This is a genomic window from Streptomyces sp. NPDC031132 (assembly GCF_055570595.1).
Genome location: NZ_JBVIGX010000036.1, coordinates 30,403 through 55,247 on the forward strand (window position 1 = coordinate 30,403; position 24,845 = coordinate 55,247).

General features: G+C 70.7%; 22 protein-coding genes, 1 tRNA gene and 3 pseudogenes. 13 read left to right on the top strand and 13 right to left on the bottom strand.

The genetic code is table 11. The features are described 5' to 3' along the window. Positions 1 to 96 precede the first annotated feature (96 nt). Positions 97 to 654, bottom strand: coding sequence for a GNAT family N-acetyltransferase (locus tag ACZ49B_RS32985; protein ID WP_468313191.1), 558 nt, complete (start codon positions 652 to 654; stop codon positions 97 to 99). A gap of 322 nt (positions 655 to 976) precedes the next feature. Between ACZ49B_RS32985 and ACZ49B_RS32990 the strand changes: the two genes are divergently transcribed. The 7 genes from ACZ49B_RS32990 to ACZ49B_RS33020 all read left to right on the top strand — a co-directional run bounded on the left by ACZ49B_RS32990 (position 977) and on the right by ACZ49B_RS33020 (position 9,109). Next, entirely contained in the window at positions 977 to 1,861 is an 885-nt protein-coding gene (locus tag ACZ49B_RS32990) for a fumarylacetoacetate hydrolase family protein (protein WP_468313195.1), read from the top strand. A 120-nt stretch (positions 1,862 to 1,981) separates the two neighbouring features. Continuing rightward, entirely contained in the window at positions 1,982 to 2,902 is a 921-nt protein-coding gene (locus tag ACZ49B_RS32995) for a VOC family protein (protein ID WP_468313197.1), read from the top strand. Between the two features lie 18 nt (positions 2,903 to 2,920). Then, on the top strand, positions 2,921 to 4,552 hold the full coding sequence (mhpA, locus tag ACZ49B_RS33000; protein ID WP_468313199.1) for a bifunctional 3-(3-hydroxy-phenyl)propionate/3-hydroxycinnamic acid hydroxylase MhpA: 1,632 nt from the start codon (positions 2,921 to 2,923) through the stop codon (positions 4,550 to 4,552). Between the two features lie 215 nt (positions 4,553 to 4,767). Continuing rightward, positions 4,768 to 6,060, top strand: a complete 1,293-nt coding sequence (locus ACZ49B_RS33005) for a PucR family transcriptional regulator (RefSeq protein ID WP_468313201.1) — start codon at positions 4,768 to 4,770, stop codon at positions 6,058 to 6,060. Positions 6,061 to 6,339: 279 nt separating this feature from the next. Beyond that, positions 6,340 to 7,065 (top strand): dienelactone hydrolase family protein, encoded by a 726-nt coding sequence (locus ACZ49B_RS33010; RefSeq protein ID WP_468313204.1) that lies wholly within the window; start codon positions 6,340 to 6,342, stop codon positions 7,063 to 7,065. A gap of 493 nt (positions 7,066 to 7,558) precedes the next feature. Then, entirely contained in the window at positions 7,559 to 8,932 is a 1,374-nt protein-coding gene (locus tag ACZ49B_RS33015; RefSeq protein ID WP_468313207.1) for a hypothetical protein, read from the top strand. Between the two features lie 104 nt (positions 8,933 to 9,036). Next, positions 9,037 to 9,109, top strand: a tRNA-Gln gene (locus tag ACZ49B_RS33020). Between the two features lie 110 nt (positions 9,110 to 9,219). Here the strand turns inward: ACZ49B_RS33020 and ACZ49B_RS33025 are convergent. The 6 genes and pseudogenes from ACZ49B_RS33025 to ACZ49B_RS33050 all read right to left on the bottom strand — a co-directional run. Beyond that, positions 9,220 to 10,419 (bottom strand): DUF4241 domain-containing protein, encoded by a 1,200-nt coding sequence (locus tag ACZ49B_RS33025; RefSeq protein ID WP_468313210.1) that lies wholly within the window; start codon positions 10,417 to 10,419, stop codon positions 9,220 to 9,222. Then, positions 10,412 to 11,737, bottom strand: coding sequence for a DUF4241 domain-containing protein (locus ACZ49B_RS33030; RefSeq protein ID WP_468313213.1), 1,326 nt, complete (start codon positions 11,735 to 11,737; stop codon positions 10,412 to 10,414). Before ACZ49B_RS33030 ends, ACZ49B_RS33025 begins: the two co-directional genes overlap by 8 nt. 302 nt (positions 11,738 to 12,039) lie before the next feature. Then, on the bottom strand, positions 12,040 to 12,369 hold the full coding sequence (locus tag ACZ49B_RS33035) for a hypothetical protein (protein ID WP_468313216.1): 330 nt from the start codon (positions 12,367 to 12,369) through the stop codon (positions 12,040 to 12,042). Positions 12,370 to 12,860: 491 nt separating this feature from the next. Then, positions 12,861 to 13,187, bottom strand: a complete 327-nt coding sequence (locus ACZ49B_RS33040) for a GYD domain-containing protein (protein WP_468313218.1) — start codon at positions 13,185 to 13,187, stop codon at positions 12,861 to 12,863. A 344-nt stretch (positions 13,188 to 13,531) separates the two neighbouring features. Next, positions 13,532 to 13,786: a 3-deoxy-7-phosphoheptulonate synthase gene (locus ACZ49B_RS33045; protein ID WP_468313221.1), complete on the bottom strand. Its 255-nt coding sequence runs from the start codon at positions 13,784 to 13,786 to the stop codon at positions 13,532 to 13,534. 28 nt (positions 13,787 to 13,814) lie between these two features. Continuing rightward, positions 13,815 to 13,922 (bottom strand): annotated as a pseudogene (locus ACZ49B_RS33050) (3-deoxy-7-phosphoheptulonate synthase); the annotation flags it as partial. A 100-nt stretch (positions 13,923 to 14,022) separates the two neighbouring features. Here ACZ49B_RS33050 and ACZ49B_RS33055 point away from each other — a divergent pair. Beyond that, a complete protein-coding gene (locus ACZ49B_RS33055; protein ID WP_468313267.1) occupies positions 14,023 to 14,223 on the top strand; it encodes a DUF6545 domain-containing protein in 201 nt (66 codons plus the stop codon). Between the two features lie 110 nt (positions 14,224 to 14,333). Here the strand turns inward: ACZ49B_RS33055 and ACZ49B_RS33060 are convergent, their stop codons facing one another. Further along, positions 14,334 to 15,116 carry a hypothetical protein gene (locus ACZ49B_RS33060; RefSeq protein WP_468313225.1) on the bottom strand — a complete coding sequence of 261 codons (783 nt, stop codon included), beginning with the start codon at positions 15,114 to 15,116 and terminating at the stop codon, positions 14,334 to 14,336. A gap of 261 nt (positions 15,117 to 15,377) precedes the next feature. Here ACZ49B_RS33060 and ACZ49B_RS33065 point away from each other — a divergent pair, with 261 nt between their 5' ends. Both ACZ49B_RS33065 and ACZ49B_RS33070 read left to right on the top strand, forming a co-directional pair. Continuing rightward, positions 15,378 to 15,713 carry a MazG-like family protein gene (locus ACZ49B_RS33065; protein WP_468313227.1) on the top strand — a complete coding sequence of 112 codons (336 nt, stop codon included), beginning with the start codon at positions 15,378 to 15,380 and terminating at the stop codon, positions 15,711 to 15,713. A 2-nt stretch (positions 15,714 to 15,715) separates the two neighbouring features. Continuing rightward, positions 15,716 to 16,201: an NUDIX hydrolase gene (locus tag ACZ49B_RS33070; RefSeq protein ID WP_468313230.1), complete on the top strand. Its 486-nt coding sequence runs from the start codon at positions 15,716 to 15,718 to the stop codon at positions 16,199 to 16,201. A 399-nt stretch (positions 16,202 to 16,600) separates the two neighbouring features. Here the strand turns inward: ACZ49B_RS33070 and ACZ49B_RS33075 are convergent, their stop codons facing one another. After that, entirely contained in the window at positions 16,601 to 17,422 is an 822-nt protein-coding gene (locus ACZ49B_RS33075) for a lipase family protein (RefSeq protein ID WP_468313232.1), read from the bottom strand. Between the two features lie 835 nt (positions 17,423 to 18,257). Here ACZ49B_RS33075 and ACZ49B_RS33080 point away from each other — a divergent pair. Continuing rightward, on the top strand, positions 18,258 to 19,085 hold the full coding sequence (locus ACZ49B_RS33080; protein WP_468313235.1) for a DUF6551 family protein: 828 nt from the start codon (positions 18,258 to 18,260) through the stop codon (positions 19,083 to 19,085). A 152-nt stretch (positions 19,086 to 19,237) separates the two neighbouring features. After that, positions 19,238 to 19,420, top strand: a pseudogene (locus tag ACZ49B_RS33085) (transposase); the annotation flags it as partial. Positions 19,421 to 19,655: 235 nt separating this feature from the next. On the opposite strand, the gene ACZ49B_RS33090 reads toward ACZ49B_RS33085, so the two are convergent. After that, positions 19,656 to 20,054, bottom strand: coding sequence for a hypothetical protein (locus ACZ49B_RS33090; protein ID WP_468313238.1), 399 nt, complete (start codon positions 20,052 to 20,054; stop codon positions 19,656 to 19,658). 170 nt (positions 20,055 to 20,224) lie between these two features. Then, positions 20,225 to 20,830: a hypothetical protein gene (locus ACZ49B_RS33095; RefSeq protein WP_468313241.1), complete on the bottom strand. Its 606-nt coding sequence runs from the start codon at positions 20,828 to 20,830 to the stop codon at positions 20,225 to 20,227. 245 nt (positions 20,831 to 21,075) lie between these two features. Here ACZ49B_RS33095 and ACZ49B_RS33100 point away from each other — a divergent pair, with 245 nt between their 5' ends. Then, positions 21,076 to 21,906, top strand: coding sequence for a hypothetical protein (locus ACZ49B_RS33100; protein ID WP_468313269.1), 831 nt, complete (start codon positions 21,076 to 21,078; stop codon positions 21,904 to 21,906). A gap of 64 nt (positions 21,907 to 21,970) precedes the next feature. Here the strand turns inward: ACZ49B_RS33100 and ACZ49B_RS33105 are convergent. Then, positions 21,971 to 22,214: pseudogene (locus ACZ49B_RS33105) on the bottom strand (TipAS antibiotic-recognition domain-containing protein); the annotation flags it as partial. A 71-nt stretch (positions 22,215 to 22,285) separates the two neighbouring features. Continuing rightward, positions 22,286 to 24,757 (bottom strand): NACHT domain-containing protein, encoded by a 2,472-nt coding sequence (locus ACZ49B_RS33110; protein ID WP_468313244.1) that lies wholly within the window; start codon positions 24,755 to 24,757, stop codon positions 22,286 to 22,288. Positions 24,758 to 24,845: the final 88 nt, after the last annotated feature.

Below are 24,845 nucleotides of genomic sequence, written 5' to 3' on the forward strand. Positions count from 1 at the left end.
CCCCGGGTGCACGACGATGCGCACCTCGAGCTTCGGACGTGGACGCCATCCGCTCGTTGAGGCGGCCGACCGGGCCGGAGAGAGTCGCCGAGTCGGCTACCACGCCGCCCGGTCGGCCAGGCCCGACACGTCTGCAGCAGTCCAGGTGTACTCGATCTCATCGAGCTCGAACCCTGCAGGGAACCGTTCCCTGCGTTCTGCGGTCGGACGACCGCCCTGGCGGCAGTAGAAGGCCGATGCACGGACATTGCCCTTGAGGACTTCCAGGTACACAGGGAGTCCAGCATGCTCGTCGGCCACCCACGCAAAGCATCGAAGCAGGAGGTGCCGACCAATTCCGCTGCCGGTGAGACCTGGTCTGACATGGAGATTGTCCAGGAGGATGCGGCCGTCACCGTGTGGGATGAGGTAGGCAAATCCGCAGAGCTGCATGGCATCGTCGACAGCGACAAACAGGTGCGGTTCCCCGGCCGGATCACATGCTGTCGCGTCCATCTCGGACAGTCGGCCTTGCCACAGGCCCAGATGTTCCTCGGACAGCGGCCCCTCCAGATAGGCGGCGGGCATGATGCCCGCGTAGGCCGACCTCCAGCTGTCGGTGTGGAGTCCGGCAACGCATGTCGCGTCGGCCGCCGTTCCCGATCTGATCTTCATGCCGCAAAGGTTTCCATATACGGTCACCGTCGCTTGACGGGGGCACCTCTCCGCCACGGCGGCCTGCGGTCGAATGCCGGGCCCTTGTCGGCTCCCTCTGGGGAGGCTCGAATGACCCGCCTCCCGTATGCGCCGTCACCCCAAACATGACCCCGGTCTTTGGCTTCGTGGACCGAGAGCCGCAGCGGGGGGTGGGGGTTGGCTTGGGTGCGTGGTCGGCGGTCGTCCGTGCGAGGTACGCGTGGACGGGCCGAGCGGTGCCGGCGCCGCGAGGCCGCTTGCCGAACGTCTTGAGTCTCTTCGATGTGGAGGTGGTGCGCCCGTGCGTACAGCCAATGTCAGTGGTCGTCTGGTGCTCGTGTTCGACGACGGTGTGGTGGATGTGGAGCAGGTGAGCAACGGCCTGTTCCCGTCCGACCCGCAGGCCGTCCTCGACCGCTGGGCGGAGTTCCGCGACTGGGCCGGTTCCGCAGCGGTGGCCGTGGCCGCACACGAGCATGTCCCCTTCGAGAAGCAGGAGTTGGGCCCGCCCGTACCGCGTCCCCGGCAGATCTTCGCCGTCGCGCTGAACTATTCCGATCACGTGGAGGAGTCGGCGTTCGACCTTCCCGCTCAGCCGTCCGTCTTCACGAAGTACCCCACGTCCCTCGCCGGACCCCACGACACGATCGAGCTGCCCAGCACGCTCGTGGACTGGGAAGTGGAGCTGGTCGCCGTGATCGGCGCCAGGGCCCACCAGGTGGCGGCCGCGGACGCGTGGCAATACGTCGCGGGGCTCACCGCCGGCCAGGACCTGTCCGAGCGGCGCATCCAACTGGAAGGGCCGGCACCGCAGTTCTCCCTCGGCAAGTCGTTCCCCGGTTTCAGCCCGACCGGTCCGGTCATGGTCACGCCCGACGAGTTCGCGAACCCCGACGACCTCGCGCTCGGCTGCTCGCTGGGCGGCGAGACGATGCAGGAGTCCCGCACCAGCCGGATGGTCTTCTCGGTGTCCGAACAGATCGCCTGGATCTCGCGGATCTGCCCGCTGCTGCCCGGCGACCTGATCTTCACGGGCACTCCTGCCGGCGTGGGCGGTGCGCGTGATCCGCGCCGCTTCCTTACCCCCGGCGAGGAACTGCGCAGCTGGATCGAAGGCATCGGCGAACTCCGCACCCCTCTCGTCGCCGGCCCCGGCTACCCCCACGGACCCCATGGGCCCCAGTAGCCGCGCCCGGATGGCCCACGGCCCGGCGTCGTCGGCCGTGTGCCGTCGGGGCACCCGAACTCAACGACACGCGGACCCGCCCCCACCCGCCCACACCCGTCACAGCTCGAGGAGCCTGCCATGGCCCTGCACCGTCTCGCCCGCATCACGATGGGCGTTCCCGACGTCGATGCGACGGCTGCCTACTACGCCGATTTCGGCCTCACCGACCTCGGCCACGGGCGCTTCGCCTCCACCGACGGTGGCGAACAGCTGAAGATCGTCCCCGCGAGCCGCCGTCGCCTCGAGGAACTGGTCGTGGGCGCCGACGACACGGACGACCTCGGCCGTATCGGCGCTGCACTGGACCGGCTTGCGGTGCCCTTCGTCAGCAACGCGCACACGCTCCGGGCCGTCGATCCGGGCACCGAGGTCACCGTCACCGTCGAGGTCCAGCCCCGCATCGTCCAGAACGCCACCGCCACCGTCCCGTACAACGGACCCGGCCGCGCCGAGCGCCCCGACGTACGCGCACCGGGCGTGCTGCGGGAGGGTCACGTCCGCCCGCGTCGCCTGGGACACGTCGTCCTCGGGTCGACGAACCAGGAGGCGTCGCAGCGGTTCTTCACCGAGGGGCTCGGGTTCAAGGTCAGTGACCTGGTGCCCGGAGCGGCGTTCCTGCGCTGCTCGACCGACCACCACAACGTCCTCGTCCAGAAGGCCCCCATCGCCTTCCTGCACCACTCCTCGTGGCAGGTCGACGACGTCGACGAGGTCGGCCGCGGCGCGACCCGGATGCTGGAAGGCCACCCCGAGCGGCACGTGTGGGGACTGGGCCGCCATCACCTGGGCTCGAACTTCTTCTGGTACCTCAAGGACCCGGCCGGCAACTTCTCCGAGTACTTCGCCGACATGGACTGCATCGTCGACGACCAGCTGTGGACCCCACGCGTATGGGAGGACGTCCGGGCCCTCTACAACTGGGGCCCGCCCGTCCCGCCGTCCTTCCTCCACCCCGAAGACCTCGCCGCGCTGATGACCGGCGCCCACGACGCGAGCTGACCGGAGATCGACACGATCATGAACACCTTCAACGACACGGGTAGGGGCATGAAGAGCGAGTACGACGTCCTCGTCGTCGGCGCGGGGCCCGTCGGGCTGACCACCGCCATCCAGCTGGCCGTACGGGGTCGGCAGGTCGGCGTCGTGGAGCGCTGGCCGCAGCCCTACCCGCTGCCGCGCGCCGTGGTCTTCGACCACGAGACGGCGCGCATTCTCGCCTCACTCGGACTGGCCGACGTCCTGCCCACCCTCAGCGAGCCTGCCGAGGACTACGAGTGGCGCAACGGCAACGGCGAGACGCTGCTGCGCCTCGCCTTCGACGACACCAGCCACTCCGGCTGGCCCTCCATGAGCATCTTCACCCAGCCGCGGCTCGAAGCCGCACTGGAGGAACGTGCCCGTGCTCTGCCCGGCATCGACATTCTGCGCGGCTGGGAGGCGGTAGACCTCGCCGAGGACGTGACGTCTGTTCAGCTGATCCTGGCCGAGAGCGGCGGTGACCGGCCGATGGTTCGTGACGGCGGACGGCAGCACCACACGGTCCGCGGGGCGTACGTCATCGGCTGTGACGGCGCCAACAGCTTCGTACGCTCCCGGATGCGCACCTCGGTGACGGACCTCGGCTTCCAGTACGACTGGCTCGTCCTCGACGTCATCCCGCACGACCAGGACCGCGTCTGGTCCCCACGGAACCTCCAGCTGTGCGACCCGGCCAGGCCGAGCACCGTCGTCTCCGGTGGCCCCGGCCGCCGGCGGTGGGAGTTCATGCGGCTGCCCGGCGAAACGGTCGCCGAACTGAGCCATGCCGAAACGGCGTGGGAGCTGCTCGCACCCTGGGGCCTGAACCCGGGCAACGCCACCCTGGAGCGGCACTCCGTCTACACCTTCCAGGCCCGCTGGGCGGACACATGGCGCGAAGGCCGGCTGCTGCTCGCGGGAGACGCCGCCCACCAGATGCCCCCGTTCGCCGGCCAGGGCATGTGCTCCGGCATCCGGGACGCCGCCAACCTCACCTGGAAGCTCGACCTCGTCCTGTCCGGCCACGCCGACGAGACACTGCTGGACACCTACACCGCCGAACGCTCCCAACACCTGCAGCACGCCATCGAACTCTCCGTGCATCTGGGCCGGATCATCTGCGAGCCCGACCCCGCAGAGGCCGCCGAGCGTGACACCCGAATGCTCGCCGACCAGCAGGCCCGCCGCGACCCGCTCGCGGACATGCCGCCCCAGACACTGACCGGCGGTCTCCTCGCACGCCGGACCGACGGCGCCCCCGCGCAACCGGCGGGCACGCTCGGCCGGCAGGGGCGGGTTCGCTTCCGCGGCCTCACGGGCCTGTTCGATCAGGTGGTGGGGCAAGGGCCCGCCCTCGTCGCGGCCGAGGACCCGCGCCAGGTGCTCGACGGTGACACCGTCGCATGGTGCGAGCGGCTGGGGATACGTCTCCTGAGGCTCACCGACGACCCCACGGCCGACGGTCCGTTCGTCGTCACGGACCTGGACGGCACCTACCTCCCGCACCTGGCCCACACGGGACACCAGGCCCTGCTGTTGCGTCCGGACCACTACGTGTTCGGGGCGGCGGCGCACATGGACGACGTCCCCGCCCTGCTGGCCGCCTTCCGTGAGGGTCTCACCGCAGCCTGAGCCGGCACTCGAGCCGTTCCGCTCCGTCGTCTGTCCCCGGCGGGCAAGGCCGGCACCCCGCCCGGGAACGACGGTGCCCGGGCCCGGCGCGTCGTTCCCCCGGCTGCCGCGTCCCGACGCCGCCGACGTGATCAGCTGACCGTAGCGACAAGACCCGGGCCGGGCGCGAGCCCGGCGCGTCCATCCTGCCCACCCGCCCCAGGAGGCCACGGCCCATGACTCGACAGTGGCTCCTGCGGCTTCGGCCGGACCCTCACCGTGCGGTGGACCCGGCGATGCCGCCGGCTGCCGTCGCCCCTACGGCGGAACTCCTGGGCACGGGCCCGGTCCGGTGGGCCGTGCAGACCGCCGAGGCCATCACGCGGGACATCCTCGAGCAGGTCCCCGGACACGGCGGCGGCCAGGGCCCGGTCGCCACCTTGAGGCGGTCCACCGAGTCGGCCGTCCTGGCCGCCCTGCGTCTCCTGGTCTCGGAGTCACCCGGCCGACTCTCCGCGCTGACGGACGAAACGCTCGCAGGGTGCCGTGAGTTCGCACGCCGCGGCATTCCCCTCGACCAGGTGCTGCGGGGCGTACGGCTCGGGCACGCCCAGCTGGCGCACGACCTCGCCGCAGCGATCGAGGAACACGTCACGGCCGACCGGCGTCTGACGGAACTCCGCGAGGTCAACGACCTGCTCTTCACCTACGCCGACAGCCACGCGAGCATGATGGCCGAGGAGTACATCGCCGAACGCGACCGCTGGCGCGGCAGCGACGAAGCGGCCCGCCGCGCCATCGTCGACGAACTGCTCGCCGGACGCCCCGTGGACGCGCAGACCGCGTCCCGGCGACTGCACTACGACATCTCCCGCACCCACCTCGCCGCCGTCCTGTGGTGTGACGACACCGACGCCGGTCCGCCCGCGGCGGAACGACTCCACAAGACGGCCATGGCGATGGCACGCACGATGGAGGCGAAGGGGATGCTGCTCGTCCCGGCCGACAACACGAGCGCCTGGGTCTGGTTCGCCCTCGCGGACGAGGACACGTCCCGCCGCACAGCGCACCTGCGGGACCGCCTCGACCGTCTGGATCGCCCGCGCCCCGTACGAGCAGCCCTCGGCCCGCCCGCTTCCGGCCCGCAGGGCATACGCCGAAGCCACCACGGCGCCCTCCAGGCCCAGCGCATCGCACACGAATCCGAGCAGTGGCTGTGCGACTACCAAGAAGTCCGCCTGGTCGCACTGGCGACGGCAGAGCCCGAACACGCCCACTGGTTCGTCCACGACGTCCTCGGCCCACTGGCCTCCGGGGGAGAAAGGGTCCGAGAACTGCGCGAGACCTTGCGCGTCTACCTCGCCGAGGAACGCAGCCTGCGCACGGCCGCCGAACTCCTGCACGTGGCTCGCAACACCATCACGTATCGCGTCAAACGCGCCGAGGAACTCCTGCCCGCCACCACCACGGCGGGCGACTCCCTCGAACTGCGCCTGGCACTGGAGATCGCGAGGCACCTCCGCACCTGACGTACGTCAGGGCGGTCGCAGACACCCTGTGATGCTCGGCCGCCGCCCGCGCGAGCAGATCGTCCACGCCCTGACAGGGCTCCGCTTCCTACGTCGGCCTCCGCAAAAACCTGTTGGCGGAGCACGACGACCCCTGCTAGTTTTCCGGAGGCCGTGCGAGAGAACGAGGAGGTGGTACCCGTGAACGCAGTATCGACATGGGTGCTCCCCTCCGGGGTCACGGTCGGGCGATAGGTCGTCCGGGAGCGCCGTTCAACAGCCCTCCCGAAAGGCACGACCGTGCAATTCACTTCTGAACAGCCCCTCGACGACGGCGTCCTCGAGCGCGAATTCACCCTCGGCGAGATCCCCGGCACCCTGTGGACGCCCGGATCCGCCGCACCGGCCCCGCTGGTCCTGATGGCCCACAACAACGGCCTGCCCAAGGCGGACCCCCGACTGGTGGCCCGGGCCCGGTACACCGCGTCGCGCGGCTACGCCGTGGCCACCATCGATGCCGCCGGGTGCGGTGCCCGTCCCCGTTCCGCCGCCGACGAGCAGGCCCGTGCCGACCTCCGGCGAGCGATGCAGGCCGGCGAGCCGGTCGACGAGATCTTCGAGTCCTTCATCGGCCCGCTGGTCGAAAACGCGGTCCCGGAGTGGCAGACCACTCTGGACGCCCTCCTTGGGCTGCCCGAGATCGGCGGCCCCGTCGGGTACTCCGGGGGGTGGACCGCCCTCGGCATTCGGCTGGCGGTGGTCGAGCCGCGGATCGCGGCCGCAGGCTTCTTCGCCGGGGGGTACGTGCCCCGTGCCCAGCGCGAGGAGGCCCGGCAGGTCACCGTTCCGCTGCTGTTCCTGCTCCAGTGGGACGACGAAGGGAACCCCCGGCAACGGGCCCTGGACCTGTTCGACGCCTTCGGCAGCAAGGAGAAGACGCTGCACGCCAACCTGGGAGGGCACACCGGCACCCCCTGGTTCGAGCTGGAGGACGGATGCCGGTTCCTGGACCGACACCTGAAGTGAGGCCGCGCCGCCTCGCGGGCAGCAGACGGTAGGCGGTAGGCGGTACCGGCCAGGATGCCGTCATCGAGGACAGGCCCCGGCCCTCCTCGATGGCGGTGGCCGGCGGACCGGGCCCGCTCGCGGCCTCGCTGTCCTCAGCCGGGTGGCAGATGGCAGCCGCGGCCCCCTGGACGACCAAGCGGGCCGGAGCCTCCCTGGTGTCCAACGTCGTCACTTCGTCTGTGTCTTCTGCGATGACGCACTGCCGCGGGAATGGAACGTGGACGGGGCTGGACGTTGGCGGGCCGGGCGTTTGGAGGACTGGTGGTGATCAGAGCAAGGGGATGGGGTCTCGGGCAGCTCTCCCCGGCTCGGGCAGCCCCGTCGGCCACGCGTGGCACCGGGCGCAGGCGGGACGTGGCCGGTGCGACGGCGATGGCGTCGGCCGGGGGAACGGCCGTGCCGGACGGATAACCAGTGGAGCCCTGGTCACGCTGATGACAAGGTGACGCTCATGCCGTCGCCCGTGGTCGAACAACTGCTCCGTGAACTCCACACATCACTCACACTGCGCAAGCGTCCCGAGGATGTGGCCCGGCTCATCCAAGATCTTCACTCCGCACAGGGCACCGACCTCGACACAGCGACCGAGGCGGCGCTCGCCAAAGCCGCCGAGCACGCGCTGCGCAACCTCTGGCACGGCTACACCTCCATGGTGGAAGAGTTCGCCCGTCCCGTCGGCGCGCAACGCCAACTCGCCCGAGCGGCGAGCCTGTTCACGAGCGTGCCGGCACTGCCGGGCAGCGCCGGGGACGATCCCGCCCAGCTCGAGGCGGTGATCCGGCGTGCAGGCGAGGAGATCGGCCGATCGTACGGGCAGAACGATTTCGGCATGGACCGCCTCAACCGGGATGAGCGCACAGCGGCGGGCCTCGGGGCGATCTCAAAACGCCAATACAACAAGCGCTTCCGACTGCTGCGCCGGATGGAAGCCAAACTGGCCCGCCTCCTCCACGAGCAGCACCGCCGCGAAGTGACGATCACCGGCAAAGGCGCGCTCGCTCACGCCCTGCCGTACGAGCTGTTCGCCACCGACTCGGACACGGCAGCCTTCATCGCCTACATCACGGCGCGCAGCCACATGCGCAGCATCTTCACCAACGGCCGGCAGCGCCAGGTCTACGACGAGGTCGCAGAAGCCTTGTTCCGGCGCCTGCGGGAGGCTCCCGAGCGGACGTGCTGGCACGCGCTCGCGCATGTGTATCCCACGGCCGAAGTGCTGGCCCATGTGTCCGAGCAGGACCTCACCCGGTTGCTGGTGCGGTGGAACCGTTTCCTGCGCCAGGTCGCCGACCTGCTGGAAGACGCCTGGAACCGCCACCCGCTGGAACGCGACACGATGATCGTGCGCCGCGGCGACGATTCGTCGACGTGGAACCAGGCCGCGCAAGCGTGGAACACGGCCCGGGCCCATTGGTTCGCGCTGCTCGGCGAGTTGGGCCAGGACGAGATCCTGGATCGTGTCTGCCCCGGCAAGGTGCCCCGCCTCATGGCTGCCGACGTCGCGTACTGGCACCGCATGAGCGGCGGCGGACTGCACCCGGACACGTACGTCTGGGCCGAGCTTCCTCTGCCCTGGGAAGTCCTTCGGGCCGAGAAGGAATGCCCACGCTCACTCGTCGAAGCAGTCTGCGCCCGGCATCGCGTGGACCCGGTGGCCGGCGCCTGGACCGCCCCCAGGCCGACGGCAGAAGCGGTGGCTTTCCGGCGGACGCCCGAGCTGGTGCACGGAGTCGCCGTCGCGGATCCGCTGATGGCCAGCGCGCTTCGGTCAGCCGGAGTCTTCTCCGGCAAGGGCAAGCGTGCAGCCGCTCAAGAGTGGTGGTGACGCACGGCAATGAACGCACAGGGCGGGAGCTGTGCCCGTAAGTGCCCGTAAGTGCCCGTAAATCAGTTGCCCCACGCAGCAGCCCCGGCAATGATCACAGCGGCGACGAGGAAGCTCTGCGGAGGAGCGCCCGGCTCTGATCCCGGGTGGACGCAGGTTCGAATCCTGCCCTCGTCGCCCCTGTGCGCCCGGATGTCGGTTCCCCCGACGGCCACGTTTCGTCAACCGTGACCCGCCGCAGGCCGGCCCCGTTCGCGGGGACACGGAACCAGACTCAGGGGACGGGCTCAGGCGTCGAGGTCCAGCTCGAAGGCCGTCTGGACGTCGACGCACACGACCTCTCCGGAGGCCGACCGGCCCACCCAGACCGGGTGGACGCCGTCGCCGCCCGTGCAGAAGACCGCCAGGTCCGCGCCCAGGCCGCCGCCGTCGAGGTGCATGCCGGCGACGGAATCGGCGAGCTTGTCGGCCTCCGGGGATCCCCGCCTGTTCGCCCGCTCCAGCAGGTCCCGCAGGTCCTGCCAGACCCCGGCGTCGCCGAAGGCGCCCGTTGCCCCGTCCGTGCCGAAGCCGAAGGCCTCTCCGACACGGAGCCGGAGCGTGTCGTCCCCCGGCCCGAGCGCCATCTCCCAGGCCGCCACGGGGGCGTCGCCGATCCGCAGCCGGACGGCCACGACCTCCTCGTACGACCCGAAGCCCTGATCTGCGACCTCGACGCAGGCCGCCTCCAGCGGGTACGTGCCCGGCGGCACGGCCACCGTGATCCTCGGCTCCTCGTCCCAGCTCTGCGGGCAGGCCACCGCCAGCACACCGCTCGGCACGCGCACGCTGCCGCACGGGACCGGGTCGAGGACCGTCAGCCCGGGGACGTGGGTCCCGGGCCGGAAAGCCCGGTCGAAGTCGGTGGACCCGAGCAGCCGGGAGGGCTCCCGGCGCCAGCCGGACGCCGCGGGAACCAGCTTCGCGGCGACCCAGTCCGGCAGCGCGTCCGCGACCGGGAGCGCCGGCCAGTCGTCGAAGCCCGGTCGGGCCGTCCAGAGGTCCTCCTCGGCCACCGCCACCTCGGCCTCCAGGGAGGCGCCCCGCATGCCCTCGGGCTGGTGCGAGATACGCGCGGTACCGCCGGCGGAGAGCTCCACCGCCGTCCGGGGGCAGTGCACGTCGAACTCCGCCGTCTGCCCGTCGGGGTACCCCCTCACGAGCAGGCGCCGGATCAGCAGCCGCCCCGCGTCGTCCCGCATCCGCAGCTCGGCCTCGGCGGTCCGGCGGCCGTGCTCGTCGTACGCCCAGGTGTCGAGGACGCCGGCCTGCCACCCCACCATCCGCACCCCGAGCGGGACTTCGCGCCCCGGCGCGCGGTAGATCACCGCGTACGGAAGGCCGGCGGCATCCCGGGCGCGCGCCTCCTCGGGGGACAGCCCGCGACCGCCGGTACGGGACGCCGCGTCCCAGGACTCCTCAAAGGTCACGTACGTCGTCTCAGGCATCGGCGGTGGTTCCGTCCCGCTCCGGGAGCAGCTCGGGCATCCCGTCCACCAGCACCACGACGCCGACCACCTCGCCGGCCTCGGAACGGCCGACCCACACCGGGTAGGTACCGTCCCCCGTCGTCGCGAAGGCCATGAGCTCGCCGCCGGAAGCCTCGTCCCAGGTGCGCTGCAGGAACATGGAGCCGTCGTCCAGGTCCTCGTACCCGTCCAGGTCCGGCTCTCCCTGGACCAGCCCCCGCTCGAAGAGCGCGATGAGCGGCTCCCAGGCCCCGGCGTCGGCGAAGCAGCCGGTGGCGCCGTCGGTGGCGAAGCCGGCCATCTGGTCCTCGATGAACAGCCGGGGATCGTCGTCCGGCCCGAGAGCCATCTCCCAGGTCGCGGCGGGGGTCTCGCCGACGAGCAGGCGGACGGCCGTGGGTTGCGTGGTCTCGACCTCGGCGTCCCGCCACGCGCAGTGGTAGCTGAAGCGGACCCGCGCCTCGTCGAGCACGTACTCCCGGGGCGGGACGGGGACCGTGATGCGCGGCCCGTCGCCGTGGTCGATGTCCGGGCCGGAGACGGCCAGCAGCCCGCTGGGCACGCGCAGGGTGCCGACCCGGCGCGGCTCCACGACGGTCTGCTCGGGGTGGTACCCGTCGGTCACGCGCACCCCGGGCCGGAACAGTTCGTTGATCGGCCCGGGCTGCGCGGGGCGCGGCGGGCGCCAGCAGGTGGCGGGGGCGCCTGCGTCACCGGGCTCGGCCGCCTCGGCCACCTGGGCCGCCTGGGCCGCCTGGGCCGCCTCGGCGGCCTCGAAGGCCGGCGGCTCGACGAGCCCGTGCACCTGGGCCGAGAGCAGCGGCCACTCCCCGAAGGCGGGGCGGTCCATCCAGCGCTCGTCGTCCCCGAGTCTGGGCGAAGTGACGTAGGCGCCCCCGCCCTGCCCCTGCCGCTCCTCCGTCCGTCGGCCCCTCCCGTCCGGGAAGAGGTCCACCGTGATGCGCGGGCACGCCTTGTCGAACTCGGCCATCTCCGGGCCGGTGTAGTACCAGCCGACGGAGTACCGGCGCAGCAGCCGCGCAGGGTCGTCCAGCAGCCGCATGTCCAGGTCGTAGGTGCGGCGGCCCTGGGCGTCGTAGACCCACAGCCCGACGTGGTGGTCCCGCCAGGAGACGAGCCGGACCTCCAGCGGAGCCTCCCGGCCCGGCTCCCGGTACACGACGACGTACGGAAGCCCGGCGGCATCCCGCTCGCGGGCCTCCCCGGCGGATATCGGCCGCCAGGGCGCACGGGCCTCCAGGTCCCACGCCTGCGCGTACCCCACCTCGACGACCATTGCCGCTCCTGTTCCTGTGACCTGCCGTGGCTGTGTGCCGAGCTGCAAGGTAGCCGCCGGCTGTGACAACGGCCCTACGGGGCCGGGCCGACGGGTCGACGGTGGGCACCGTGGGCTCCTGCACGGGCGGGGGCCCGCCGACCAGGAGTGGCCGACGGTCCTCGCCTTGGCGGCGTCGGTCGAACCAGATCCGGAACGCTTCCGCCCGGACGCCGTCCGGTCGACGCCCCGGTGTGGCGGATGTTCGCGTACAGGCGCGGACAGCGTAGGAATCCGGGCGCGGACGGCCAAGGGTGGCCGGCTCAGCCTCCGGCGGGACGGAAGCGGATGAAATCCACTTCGTCCGCGTTGGTGGCAAAATCGACCCGCCAGTGCCCGGCCCCGAGCGAGATCACGCCTACCCCGTCATCCGCGGGAATCTGCGCTGGATCCGCGGCCCCTTCGGCAGCCGCATCGAACATGTACAGGCGGCCGTCCGTCAGCGAGATGACACTCACTCCGACAGGGCGCCAGCCATCTGCGGGAAGCCCCTCAGGGTCGTCATCGGCCTCGCTGGTCGACGAGCGCACGAGTACCCCGCCCTCGCTGTCCGCCTCGAAACACGTGAGGATCTCGCTGTCGAGGATCAACACCGGCTGCCCCTGGACATCGACCCAGCCGAAGCCACCGTACGGAGTTCCTTCGAACAAAGGTGGATCGCACGCCCGGTCGTAGTCACACTCCGGACCGTTCGCCCCGCCCCAGGTCCACCCCTCAGGAACCTCAGCGCCCACGGGAGGCAACGTCCCTCGCCAGTGCTCTGCAATCTCAGCCGGGACCACGATGACCGGACCGCCACCTGAAATCGTCCACGGCCGGCCGCGTTCATCGACATTGGCTCCCACGAGCACCCCCAGCTGATCTGCGTACGTCGCACACCTCGCGCGACGCCGAAGATCTTTCCATGCGCCGATCGAGGCGAGCGGCTCGTACGGAGACACATAGGACTGGACCCACGAGGCGACACCAGCCGGCCCACTCGCGTCCGCGCGTCCAGGCTGCTCAGCGCCACGGCACCCGCCGCCGCGCCGTGGCGACCGGCGTGGAAGCCGCGAGCCCGCGACGTGGGCGCAGGCCCGGGCCGCTATGCGCCCGGCGGCCGGTACCGGACTCGTTCGGCTTTGCGCAGGGCATCCATGGTTTCGTCCACGGTCAGGAGGACTGTCGTCTCGAACGAACTGAGCGCGCCGCCTCCACTGATCGCCAGCGCAACCGCGGCCATGGACACGTTGTCGGGGGCCTCCCACAGGTTGTAGCCGTCGTGCGTGCCGAAGGCGTACCAGAAGCCGTGGAGCTTCCCGCCGACGGACTCGATGTACGCCTGAGCGGCCTTCGCGCGGTCCTCGGGGTGGACGATCAGCCTCGCCCAAGTCTCCGGTGTGTAGCTGAACCTCGATAGATAGAGCGGCATCGTGTCTCCCTTTCGTTTCCCAAGGGATGCCCCGGCAGGGCGGGGGACGCGCCGTACGCAGCCCGCGTGTCCCCCGAACGGGCTGGGGTCGAAGACCCGCACGGCCAGCGGGTGAGCGACCTGCCAGGGCGCTCCGGCCCTGCTTCGTGTACGCCGCTCAGCGGACGGGAGCGGGGGTCCGATCCGGGATGGGCGTCGTAGAAGGCCGGCGGCCGTGTGAACGCCCCCACGCCTCCATGAGCGCGTCAGCGGTCGTGGAGGCATGGTCGGACGGCTCTCTGCCGAACTGCCCTCCCGTCGGCGATGGCAGGAAGCCGGGAACCGGGAAGGCGTGCGGCGATCGTTCAGCCCGTCAGGCGGGCCGGCGCGGTCGTGGCGATCAGGTCGGCCAGGCGGAGGGATGGGGACGGGTTGAGGCGCGGATCGCAGGAGGTGTGGTAGCGACGGCCGAGCCAGGTGTCGTCGATGTCCACGTCCACGCATTCGGTCACATCGTCCCCGGAGAGCTCCAGGTGGACGCCTCCGGGAGCGGTGCCGGTCTCCCGGCAGGCGGCAACGGTCGGCCAGGCCTGCCGTGGAGGCTGCGGTGAGCAGTTCACGGGCACGTTCGTGGACGAGCGCCCGCCTCATCCGCAGGACGAAGGTCAGCCGGCCGGGGACGTTGTCCGGGTTGAGGACCGCGTGCAGGGCGAGGAGTTCGTCAGGGGTGCAGCCGGGGCCGATCTTGACTGCGATCGGGTGGCGATGCCGGAGGCGAACTCCATGTGTGGGCCGGTGAGAGCCCGGGTGCGTTCACCGATCCACAACAGGTGACCGGAGTGGGCCCGGCGAGGACCTGCGGGCCTTCCTCCTCCTCGGGCCGGCCTGGCGGCGGCTGACCGCGCTCCATCCGGACGTGGTGCTGCCCCGGGAGCCCGGCCCTCGCGGCCTGCGGGACCGGCTCGACCTCTCGTACCGCAGATACCGGCGGGAGATCGAGTGCCAGGACGCCCTGTTTCTACTGACCGGCTTGTCGGCGTCCCGCCCCGGAACCTGACGACCGTCCGGCCGCCGCCGACCGTGGGTGCTGCGTGTCGGGCCCGGCCGCCGACGCCCTGGTGTCCCCGGTGGCCGGTCCGGCCCGACGGTGCCGAGGTCCGCCGTGTGTCAGTCCGTGGCCGGCCCCAGCGGGTAGGGACGGATGGGCCAGTGAGGGTCGTACCAGCGGTCGGGGCCGGTGAGGCCGAGCAGCCGTACCGCGTGGAGCAGGTGCTCGGGGGCGAGCGGGGCCCGCAGCCGCGCCGGGGCATGGCGGATCAACCAGGCGGTGAGCTCCGCCCGTGTCTCCTCCGCATCGTCCTCGTCCAGGTCGGTACGCCAGGGGAGTTCGTCCATCAGCAGGTCGTACTCCCAGTCCTCCAGCGAATGGGCCAGGTGCTGGTTTGCCGTGGGATGGGCCTGCTGTTCCCAGACGGAGAGCCAGGGGGTGAGCGTGCCGGCCGCCTCGGTGCACACCTCGAGAACTTCGTGGGCGGGCACGGAGGGATGCGCGTCGTTGAGGGTGTGAGCCCACCAGGCGTGGAGGAACTCCCGCACCGCGCGGGCCTGGCAGGCGGGCCACTGCTGCCACTCACCGGCGGCGAACACGAACCCGGCGTGCCCTACAGAGCCGACGGGATCGGTGGAGCCGCTGACAAGAGCCCGCGCGAACTGGGGCAGGATGCGGCGCAAGACGGAGGCGCGGTCCCGCCAGTCGGTCGATTGCCAGGTGCGGTTCAGGAGGTCGGCGTCAAGCGCCACATCCGCCGTCTTCAACAGCGTGAGCTCTTCCGCGCTGCCCCAGTGGCAGTCGCACTGGGACTCGTCCGGGTGGGCGGTCATCCCCTGGAACGTCACGGCCAGAACGTCCAGCGCGTCCTCAAGACGCAAACGGGTCTCATCAATGGTCATCGCAGGATCTGCTCTCGAGGACTCCGGGCAGCTCCCACCGCCCGAAGATCCCCACTTTACCGGCCGCTCCACGCCGTCTGAGCCGGGGGCCCGCGCCGCCGGTTGCGTTCTCACCAGTGACCGGGTGCCGCAAGCCGCCTCGGCTGACGGAACCGTTGCGGTCAGCCATCGCGGTCGGCAACAGGCGTTCGAGCATCCGGGACGCCGCAGATTCGTTCACAGGACTGAGAACGGACAACAGCCCGACGAAGGGGAACCACCGTGCAGAAGAACGCCTGGGACATCACCGGGAAGCTGGCCGTCTTCTTCGACGAGGCCACCGCCCATGTCCCCGCCGAGCAGCGCCGGGTACTGCAAGTACTCAAGATCGGGGAGGAGTTCGGCGAAGCCGCCCAGGCCGTCATCGGCGCCACCGGCACCAACCCCCGCAAGGGCCGTTCCCACTCGTGGCAGGACGTGGAATCGGAGGTGTGCGACGTACTGGTGACAGCGATGGTCGCGCTGCACCGGCTCGGCGTTGCGGACCCGGCCGCGCTGTTCACGGCGCACCTGGAGAAGACGGCCGCCCGCACCCTGGCCGCCGCCCGGGAGGCCTGAGCATGTGGATTCCCCGAGAGGAGTGGATCAAGACGCTGCCACGGACGATCGTGGCCTCCTGCGTCATGATGCTGGACCCTGACGGCCGCGTCCTCCTTCTCAGGTACGGCCCCGGCCAGGGCGCCGCCGGGCAGTGGTGGCTTCCGGGCGGGATGCTCGACCACGGCGAGGACCCGTGGGCGGCTGCCCGGCGGGAGATGAGCGAGGAGACCGGGGCCGACCTGGACGACGTACCCCGGCTGATCGGCACGGACCACCGCGCCGATGTCGAGAACACCGGTCCCGTGATCGACTACTTCTTCCACGGCGGCGTCTACACCGGCGACCGGCCCATCCGCCTGAGCCCCGAACACGACCTCCACGCCTTCAAGCACCTGGACGAACTGCAGGACGTCCCGCTCGCTGCTCGTCTCCAGACGCTGACCGCCCTCCATGCCGCCGCCCGGTCGGGAACTGCGGTCTACCTGCGTGAAGGGAGCCCGTTGTGAGCGTGATCCGGATCAGGACCGGGGCCGCCTGCGCTCCCGTCGTCCGGCAGCAGCAGGTTCCTCGTACACGGCGGCCATCCCGCGCCGCGCTCGTGGTGGCCGCCCTGCGGAGGCCGGCGGCCCGGTGGACCGCTGAACAGGACGGTTGAGCGAGAGGTGTGGGAGGAGACGGGGGTGGGCATCGAAGCGCGTCCGCTCCTGCATCTCCGCGAACGCGTCCCCCACCGGCGCGCTCTCCAGGCCACCCTCCTGCCCGCTCCGCATACCGCGGCTGCCGCGTGGCCGCGAGCAGGAACTGCTGCGCAACGGCCCGGGGTCCCCTGCCCGTCCGCGCCGCCGTGCCCACCACCGAGACTGGACGGGCCAGCTGCCCGGGGACCCCGGCGCTCGGCTGTCGGGTCAGGCGAGGTTCTTCTCCATGGCGGTGACGTACTGCTTGATCGGGTGGTCGCGCAGGGCGTCGCTCGTCGGGGCCAGGAGGTCGGCGGTGGCGCCCTTGACCCGGTCGCCCAAAGCGCCCGGCAGCGGCATGGAGGAGCGGACGCGCCCGGTGGAGTCGATGTAGTGCAGGGTGTCGACGTGGGTGTAGACGGGTTCCGGCGGTAGCTGCGGGACGATGTCGTTGTTGTTGACGTAGCGGTGCAGGCGGTCCTTGAAGCTCTTGTTGCATGCGGCCGCCAGCGTCCGTTCACAGGTGCGGGGCTGCCCGTAGGTGTAGATGCCGTCGGCCTGCAGGCGCGGCGCTTCCAGGTACATGCGGCAGCCGGCCAGCATCGCGAGGGCGCCGCCGAGGCTGTGGCCGGTGAACCACACGCTCTGGTCGTTGTCGCGGAAGTCGGCCAGCGCCTCCTTCACGGTGGGAAAGACGGAGTCGAGGGCCTTTCCGAAGCCGTAGTGGACGAAGCCGGTCTTGGCCGGGCCCGGCCACGGAGGGGTGGTGGCATCGGAGAGCCAGTCGCGGATCTGGGCCGGTTCGGTCCCCCGGAACCCCGTGATGATCATCCTGTCGCTGGCGATCGTGTATGCCTGAGTGTCCTCGAGCGGGAACGGCGGCGTGAAGCGGGTGTGGTGGTGGCGTACGCGGTCGAAGCCCCACTCCCGTGTCTGGTTCTCGACGGCCGCCTCGTCCTTGTAGGCGAGGGCGGCCGCTTGGACCATCCAGTAGGCAAGCGCCGGGCTGTGCTTCTTCGTGGTGTGGTCGATCGTCGTCGGTACGGACACGAGATGCCTTCCTGCAGTGGCGGGCTGCTCCCGACCCGCCGCGCGGCACCGACAGACATCCGGGGCGGTCCCGGCCGGATCCGGTTGACCGGCGCCGGGCGATCCTGCCCGGTGGTGAGGGAGGGGCCGGCCGGTGTCCGCCGCCTGGCCGGGAGAGCGGGGGTCATTCCGCATGACGCTAAAGACGCGGTGGGGCCGGCACGGCGGGGACGCCACGGGCCGCACGCGCAGGAACGATCCCCCGTCACCCGCTCGGCCTTGCCACCGGAGCAACAGCAGGCACCTCGCAGGCCCCCCTTGGCCGGGCAGCCGGCGTGTCGCGAGATGCCGAGCCGGGGTCATCGCGCAGACCAGGCGTCTCCAACCGGAGTGCATGACCGACCTCTCGGCGCCGTCGGACGCCTACAGGCCGAGCAGTGAACTTTCCCGGCATCGTCGACGGCGTGGTCTCCGCGGCGGCGAGGTCGTCGACGCCTGGCGCCGAGCAGCGTCGGTGGCGTCGATCCCGCCGTCGAAGCGGAGGAGGACCTCGGTCGCTGGATGGGCCATCTCCCCAGGAGTGGCCAGAGATTCGAGGGCGAGGCGCTGTCCGGCGTCGCCGGGTGTCGAGCCAGCCCTTGGCGGTGTACCCGCCGGGCAGGTCGTGGCGCAGGGCGAGCGCCCCGCCGGCGTTCACAGCTCCTGGAACCGATTCGGATCCGGCGGACACTCGCTGTTTCGCATGATGAGAACGTGACGCCAAATCATCGTAAACCGGCGGGAGTTAGCGATCACCAGCATTAGAGTTGCGCTTCAAATCGTCCCCGCTGGTTCGGGGCAGCACGGAAGGGCCGTCATGGCTTCTCAGGCGTACACGTTCGACATACCCGACCACCCGATCGAGCATCGGCGAGTCGATCCGAACGAGCTCAAGATCGAGGAAAACGCGCAGCGCACGCTCAACAAGCTCCGCGCCCAGAAGATCGCCGACAACATCGTCCCCACCGCGATCGGGACCATCCTGGTCTCGCTCCGCCCCGACGGCTCGATGTACGTGATCGACGGCATGCATCGCGCCCACGCATGCAAGATCGCGGCGGAGGCCGGGAACAAGGCCGTCAGGACCATCGCCGCCGAGGTCCACATCGGGCTGACGATCCAGGAGGAGGCCTCGCTCTTCATCATCAAGAACCGCGAGTCCGCGAAGGTCGGGCCGCTGGACGAGTACAAGGTCGGGCTCACCGCTGGGCACGCGTTGTACGAGGACACCGAGAAGGTCATCTCCGCCCACGGCTTGAAGATGGGCAACAAGTCCGCCAACCAGATCCGCGGAGTCAAGGGCGTCGTCAAGATCGTCGAGTTGTACGGGCCCGATGTCCTCGACCAGGCGTTGACCATCGCCGAGGGAGCTTGGCAGCGCACCCCGGAGACCTGGGACAGCGTGCTCCTCACCGGCCTGTCCATGGTGCTGCACAAGCACGGTGCCGTGATCAAGCCTGAGGAATACGCCAAGAAGTTGGCCAAGGGCGGCATGGCCCATCAGTGGATGGGCACCATCCGCACCGCCGCCACTGGAGGCGGAACCCACGGCGACGGCACCGGCGGCCGGAACAAGGCCGCGTACCGTGTACTCGCCCACGAGTGGAACAAGGGCCGCAAGCTCAACCGCATCGTGGTCGACTGAGGCATCGTTCGGATCTTGCCAGGGGGAACTCCCAACGAAATGCTCTTCGGGGTGGTGGGATCACCCCGGGAGCGTTTGATCTGGGGTGCGGAGTGGCTCGGCCGGAGCTGTGGGAAGTCGATGACGAGCCATGGCCGGTGATCGAGCCGCGGCTGCGCAAGGTTGAAACGTCGGGCACGGCATCCGGGCCGGCTGGTGTTCCAGGGAATCCTGTTCGTGCTGCATACCGGCATTGCCTGGAACACCTGCCGCAGGAGCTCGGCTTCGGTTCGGTCTGGTCGTGCTGGCGGCGCCTGGCCGAGTGGACCGAGGCCGGCGTGTGGCCGCGGCTCCACGGAGCATCCTGACCGGCGGCAACCGCAGCGACGTCAGCCCGCTCATCCCACGGCTCCAGGCAGAGCCGCCGCGCGGGGCGGGCGCGGCCCGGCTGGACTCCCAACACTGGGCTCTCGGGCTCGCCTTCGCCCACCTGCGCTGCGTCCGCCGCCTGCGGATCCGCTGGGAGACTCGCGACGACATCCACCGAATCTTCCTTACCCTGGGATGCGCACTCGTCTGCTGGGACGCCTGTCACAGCCGGTCCGAACGCTCCCGCAGTAGCCATTCGCTGACCGAAGGTGCACTGCCGAAGAGCTGGCTGACCTGCATGCCTTCCTCACGTGTGGTCACCCTCGGCAGCGGGGTGAAGTCGTCGGGAAGCACGTCCAGCAGGCTCGTCACGCGGAATCCCGCGCGCAGGGTGACCAACAGCTCGCACCGCAGCTGACGTGGAACGTCCGGGCGGTGGGACAGACTGTGCCACAAGGCCGGCCACAGGTAGTGGGTGCCATCGGGCTCCGCATTCGCCCGCACCCACGCCGGGTCCAACCGCCGGCTCAGGCCGAGGTCACACGCCCGCTCCTCCAGCCTGAACAGCGAGGCCGAATCGATGGCCTTCACCTCGCGAGGCAGTGGATGATCGAAGTGCATCTCCCCATGCTGCCCCACAACACCCCACTCCGAGGAGCCGAACCCAAGAGTCATTCCGTGGGGAGTTCTGCCGTCGCCGTGGTCCACCGCCCGCAAGATCACGGTGGTCGCAGGCGGTCGGCCATCACCCCGGTCCGGCCGGCCAAGCTGGAGCCGCAAAAAAAATGGCCTCACGCAGGAGCGTCGCCCCTGATGGCAACGACGCGGTGGGGCCGGTCCAGTCCAGTGGTTTGGATCCAACCCCGGCCGACCACATGACCGGCAGCGGCCAGACTCTCCGGCTGGCCCTTTGGTGCCAGATTCTCGTTGTAGCTCTGGCACAAGCCTTCCCCGGTGTCGGCGAACAGGTACCGGCGTGCATAGATCTGCCCGTTGTGCTCCCACTCATGACGCACGATCGGCTTGCGCAGGATGGCCTCGAACCAGGCGGCCGCGCGCTCGCCGAGTTCCTGGGGGGAGCCAGTTGCCTCCATCGCCAAGCCGGTCGGCTGGTCGGGGAGGAAGAAGAGCTGGTTGTGGAGGCGATCACCGCGGACGGTGGAACCGACCAGGTGCACGCCGACATCCACCAGCGACAGCCGGGCATTCTCATCGCTCAGGTCTACGACTGCCAGAAGCGACGAGTCGTCCTCAGAGCGACTGACCCAGCTGTAGGCATACGGGACGGTCCACGAGGCGGCGGCCTTGCGGAGCGTTGCCGCGAAAGCGCGCTCGGTCTCGTCGAAACCGAGCTCGTCGTCAGGGTCGTCCATCTCGAACCATGGGTTTTCAGACATGGTGGTCACTGTAGAACGCGCCACTCAGTCGACGTCTCGGCGTTGCCGCCGCTGTGCCGGCAAGCGATCACTGCGAGCCCAGCGTCGATTTCGATCGGCCCCCGCGTGCGGTCCCGGCCATGGCGACGTACTCGCCGGTGCGAACGGCTCGGGAGAAACCGATCTGCGGTTCGAGGCGGGACCCGGAGCCCGCCATTCGGTAGCCGGTGGTGCCGATCCGCACGTTCCCGTACGGTCGGTTCGTGATGATCAAATCGGGCGAGCCGCGCAGGCTCGGCGTCCCAGCCCCGGAGGCGCGGCTGCGCTTCGAGGCGGAGCAGCAGGAGACCGGGGGCGGGCCGGGACGCAGGTTGCTCGTCGTCGACGGGGAACCCGCCTTCGAACTCAGCTTCTGGTGCGGAACATGTCCGTTCCTGTTCCGCCGGTTGGAGACCGCCCGGCAGACGCTGTCCCTGCAGAGCGTGCAGGAGCAGCTCACCGGCGCGCTGGCCGATCCGGACGACGGCGGTGTGATCGACGCGTTCGGTGCGTTGCTACCGGAGGGTGAGTACCTTCCGGTGCTCCTCCGCGTGGAGCCCCGTCTGGTCGTCCCCGGCCAGGACGGCGACTATTTCAGCGGCGAGCAAGTGGCCACCTGGGGGGTCGACCAGTTCTGGGGCCTCCCGGAGTATCCGCACACGCCGTACTACCGGACCTTCGAGACCACCGTCGACGCATCCGCTCACCTCTATGAGTTCGTCGTGCCCATGGTTCCCCCGACGTGGAACGGGAGGGAACGCGTCGAGGAGTACGTCGAAATCATGGGCCGCGGAACGGTCCCGACGGCTGTGGCGGTCTCGACGCTGGACGTGTGCGAACCCGCCTCCGGCCAGCCGGTCGACCACTACCGGCACTGGGGCCTGACACACTTCCTCCTCGACGGCCACCACAAGGTGGAGGCTGCGGCCAGAGCCGGCCGCCCGGTGCAGCTGCTTTCGCTCTTGGCCCTGGGCGACGGCCTGGCAGAAGCCGAAGACTGTGCCCTGCTGCCGACCCTGCGCAGTCGACTCCGCTCGGCTCGCACGACCGGCGTCTGAACCAGCGCCGAAGACCACACCTGCGGACCAACCAGCAGCCTCGGCAGGCTTCCGGACCCGAGCTCTACTGCCAGGTCGCGGTGTCGGGGTCGATGCCATCGCCGCGAGTCTGCCCGGCCCGCAGTCCCACCGTGGGTGCGCGCGCTGGCGTCGACGATTCGACGGAACCACGCGGCCAAGCCGGCGCGGATGCCGTCGTAGTGGGCGGCGAATCCCGGATCGGTCCCGTACCTGCGGCCGAGGCACACCTGCATCTGCCTGGTGAGGGGAAAGTACGAAGCGAAGGCTTCACGGTGCCGCTCGACGAGGCGGCACCAGACGCCGCGGGCCAGACAGGACCTTGCGGACACCCCCTAGGCACCCCCGGCCGCCGGGCCGGTCAGCGCCGGATCCGGTAGAGGCCCAGGGTGGTCAGCGAGGTCGAGGCGTTCGACCGGAGACCGCTGTCTCGGCTCGTGTCGTCGGCGAACGCGGCGAGGAACGCGATGCCTTCCGCGCGGTGTCCGTCCAGCTCCGCCAGGGCACGGGCCGCTCGGACCCGCGCGTCCGGCTGGAGTGTGGCGCTCGCCGCGAACGCGGCGAGGAGGGGTGCGGAGCGTTCCTCTCCGCACCCGGCCAGGGCCGCGGCCGCCGTCATCCGGTCCCAGTCGTCCACGCCGGCGTCCTCGGCGATGCCGGTGAGGAGGGCGATGCCCTCCTCACGGTGCCCGTCCCACGAGGCCAGCTCCCGGGCGGCGTCCACGCGATGGTAGGCGTCCTCGGTGGCGTCCGAGGCGAACGCGGCGAGCCGCTCGGCGGCCAGGCCCCGGAGCTCGGTGGAGCGTGCCAGTACCGTCAACGCGCGCACGCGGTTCGAGGCGTGCAAGCCGCCGAAGACGAGGGCGTGCGCCACCAGCTCGACGGCCTTGTCCTCGTCGAAGGCGGCCAGGGCCTCTGCCGCGATCAGGCGGGCTTCGGACAAGGGTGGGCTCTCCTGGCCGAGGGCCGTCAAGAGGCTGACGGCCTGCTGACGGCAGCCGTCCACCTCGGCCAGGTACTGCGCGGCCCACACGCGGTCGTTCGGGCTCGTGTCAGGGTCGGCCGCGAACGCGGCGAGCAGGCCCGCGCCGTCCTCCGCATGGCGGCCTCCCAACCGGGCGAGGGACCGGGCCGCCCACGCGTCGCCGTACCGGGCGAGGTCGAGCAGCAACCGTGCGCCGAGCTCCCGGTGGCCGTCCAGCTCGGCCAGGGACTCCGCAGCGTCCACGCGGAGGAATTCGTCCCCGTCGGGGCTCAGGCAGAATGCCTCGAGCAGCCGGGCGGCCTCGTCCTCGTACCCCTGCAGCCGCGCCAGATCCCGGGCGGACGTGACGCGGGTCAAGTCGTCCAGATGGGGGTTCATGGCGAACGACAGCAGCAGCGCGGCCCCCTCGTCCCGGTGCCCGTCCAGGCCCGCCAGCGCGGCGGCGGCCCAACTGCGCTGGAACGGCTCCAGGTCACGACCACGGGCGAGACGGGCCAACAGCAAGGCGCCCTCCTCCCGGTGCCCGTCCAGCTCGGCCAGGTCCCAGGCGGCTTCCACACGGTTGCGATCGTCCAGAACGGGGCTGCCGGCGAAGGTGGTCAGCCAGCGGGCGGTGGTCCGCTGCGGGAGAGCGCTGCCGAGCTGCACCTGTGCCTTGAGCAGGTAGTAGCCGGCGATTCCTGCGGAGGCGACCAGGCCTTCGAGGGCACGTACGGTGGCGGCCGCGATCCGGTCTCCGGGGACCAGCAGTCCGTCGAGGAGGAACCCCAGATGGGACGGGTCCAGGTCCAGTGGATCCAACCGGTCGTCGTCGAGGGCGCGTCGGGCCGGCCAGGGGAGCCTGTCGCGGAGCCGTCGGGCGGGGGCCAGCCTGCGCAGGAGTCGCTCGCGGGCCTGCTCGTCGCGGGTGGCGTGGCGCGCGGCGTGGTACTCGAGCAGCGTCCGGTGGACGAAGTCGACGTCGTCCGCCCGGTCGGCCAGCAGTCCGGTGGCCCTCAGCAGGTCGGTCAGAAGCTGGTGCCAGGACGGTGGCTTGACCTTGTCGGGGCGCCGGGCAAGGCGGTGTGCGGCAAGGATCTCGGCGGCGGAGGTGGTGCTTCCACCGAGTCGTTCGTGGGCGAGGTGATCGATGAGCTGAGGCAGGTGTCCGCGGGCGCTCTCCGCCGCCTCTTCGACTGCCCGGCGCTCCATGGGGATCTGGTACCGGTCGGTCAGGGCCTGGATGGCCTGGTCCTGAAGGGCGGCGACGCCTTTGTGCGCGTTCTGTTCGTAGAGCAGCTCGGTGAACGACCGGAAGACTCCGGTACGGCCGTCGGGCAGCGGCTGGTCGGGGTCGGCCAGGTAGAGCTGGCACAGCATGGCGGCCATCAAGGGGGTGCGGGCCAGGCCGTCCAGACGGTTTCGGATGATGCCGTTCGTGAACGTCCTGATGTGGCGGTCGGCGTCGGGCAGAGCACTGAAGCAGCCCTGCACGTACGCACGCAGGTCGTCGTCGGTGAACGGCAGCAAGGTGAAGGTGAAGCGGTCGGGCGCTCGGCCCAGTCGGTCGAGTTCGCCACCGGGCAAGGGGCGGGTCGCGATGAGGAACCGGTACGGCGAGTCCTTCTGCCCGGCCTCCCGGGACAGCCTGTCCAGCAGCGACAGCCGGGCGGTGCGCTGCGGAACCTCGTCGAGTCCGTCGACCATCACCAGCCAGGGCGCGTCCGGATACGGGCGGCGGCGGAAGAACTCCTCGGGCAGCGCCTCGCGCAGCCCGAAGGGGCCGAGCGCGCGGGTCACCGCCGTGGCCAGTGCCTGGGCGAGGAGGGGCGAGGCGACCAGCTCGCCGGCGCGGACCAGGACCGGCACCGATGCGGGGGTCCCGTCGCCCCCGCCCCCGTGACGCTGCAGGTGTTCGGACGCGTCGACCAGGTGACGCCGTAGAAGGGTCGACTTG

Coding starts and splice junctions, on each gene's coding strand:
- ACZ49B_RS32985 (WP_468313191.1), bottom strand. CDS start 654: ATGAAGATCAGATCGGGAACGGCGGCCGACGCGACATGCGTTGCCGGA.
- ACZ49B_RS32995 (WP_468313197.1), top strand. CDS start 1,982: ATGGCCCTGCACCGTCTCGCCCGCATCACGATGGGCGTTCCCGACGTC.
- mhpA (WP_468313199.1), top strand. CDS start 2,921: ATGAACACCTTCAACGACACGGGTAGGGGCATGAAGAGCGAGTACGAC.
- ACZ49B_RS33005 (WP_468313201.1), top strand. CDS start 4,768: ATGACTCGACAGTGGCTCCTGCGGCTTCGGCCGGACCCTCACCGTGCG.
- ACZ49B_RS33015 (WP_468313207.1), top strand. CDS start 7,559: ATGCCGTCGCCCGTGGTCGAACAACTGCTCCGTGAACTCCACACATCA.
- ACZ49B_RS33025 (WP_468313210.1), bottom strand. CDS start 10,419: ATGCCTGAGACGACGTACGTGACCTTTGAGGAGTCCTGGGACGCGGCG.
- ACZ49B_RS33030 (WP_468313213.1), bottom strand. CDS start 11,737: ATGGTCGTCGAGGTGGGGTACGCGCAGGCGTGGGACCTGGAGGCCCGT.
- ACZ49B_RS33040 (WP_468313218.1), bottom strand. CDS start 13,187: ATGCCGCTCTATCTATCGAGGTTCAGCTACACACCGGAGACTTGGGCG.
- ACZ49B_RS33060 (WP_468313225.1), bottom strand. CDS start 15,116: ATGACCATTGATGAGACCCGTTTGCGTCTTGAGGACGCGCTGGACGTT.
- ACZ49B_RS33070 (WP_468313230.1), top strand. CDS start 15,716: ATGTGGATTCCCCGAGAGGAGTGGATCAAGACGCTGCCACGGACGATC.
- ACZ49B_RS33080 (WP_468313235.1), top strand. CDS start 18,258: ATGGCTTCTCAGGCGTACACGTTCGACATACCCGACCACCCGATCGAG.
- ACZ49B_RS33090 (WP_468313238.1), bottom strand. CDS start 20,054: ATGCACTTCGATCATCCACTGCCTCGCGAGGTGAAGGCCATCGATTCG.
- ACZ49B_RS33095 (WP_468313241.1), bottom strand. CDS start 20,830: ATGTCTGAAAACCCATGGTTCGAGATGGACGACCCTGACGACGAGCTC.
- ACZ49B_RS33100 (WP_468313269.1), top strand. CDS start 21,076: ATGATCAAATCGGGCGAGCCGCGCAGGCTCGGCGTCCCAGCCCCGGAG.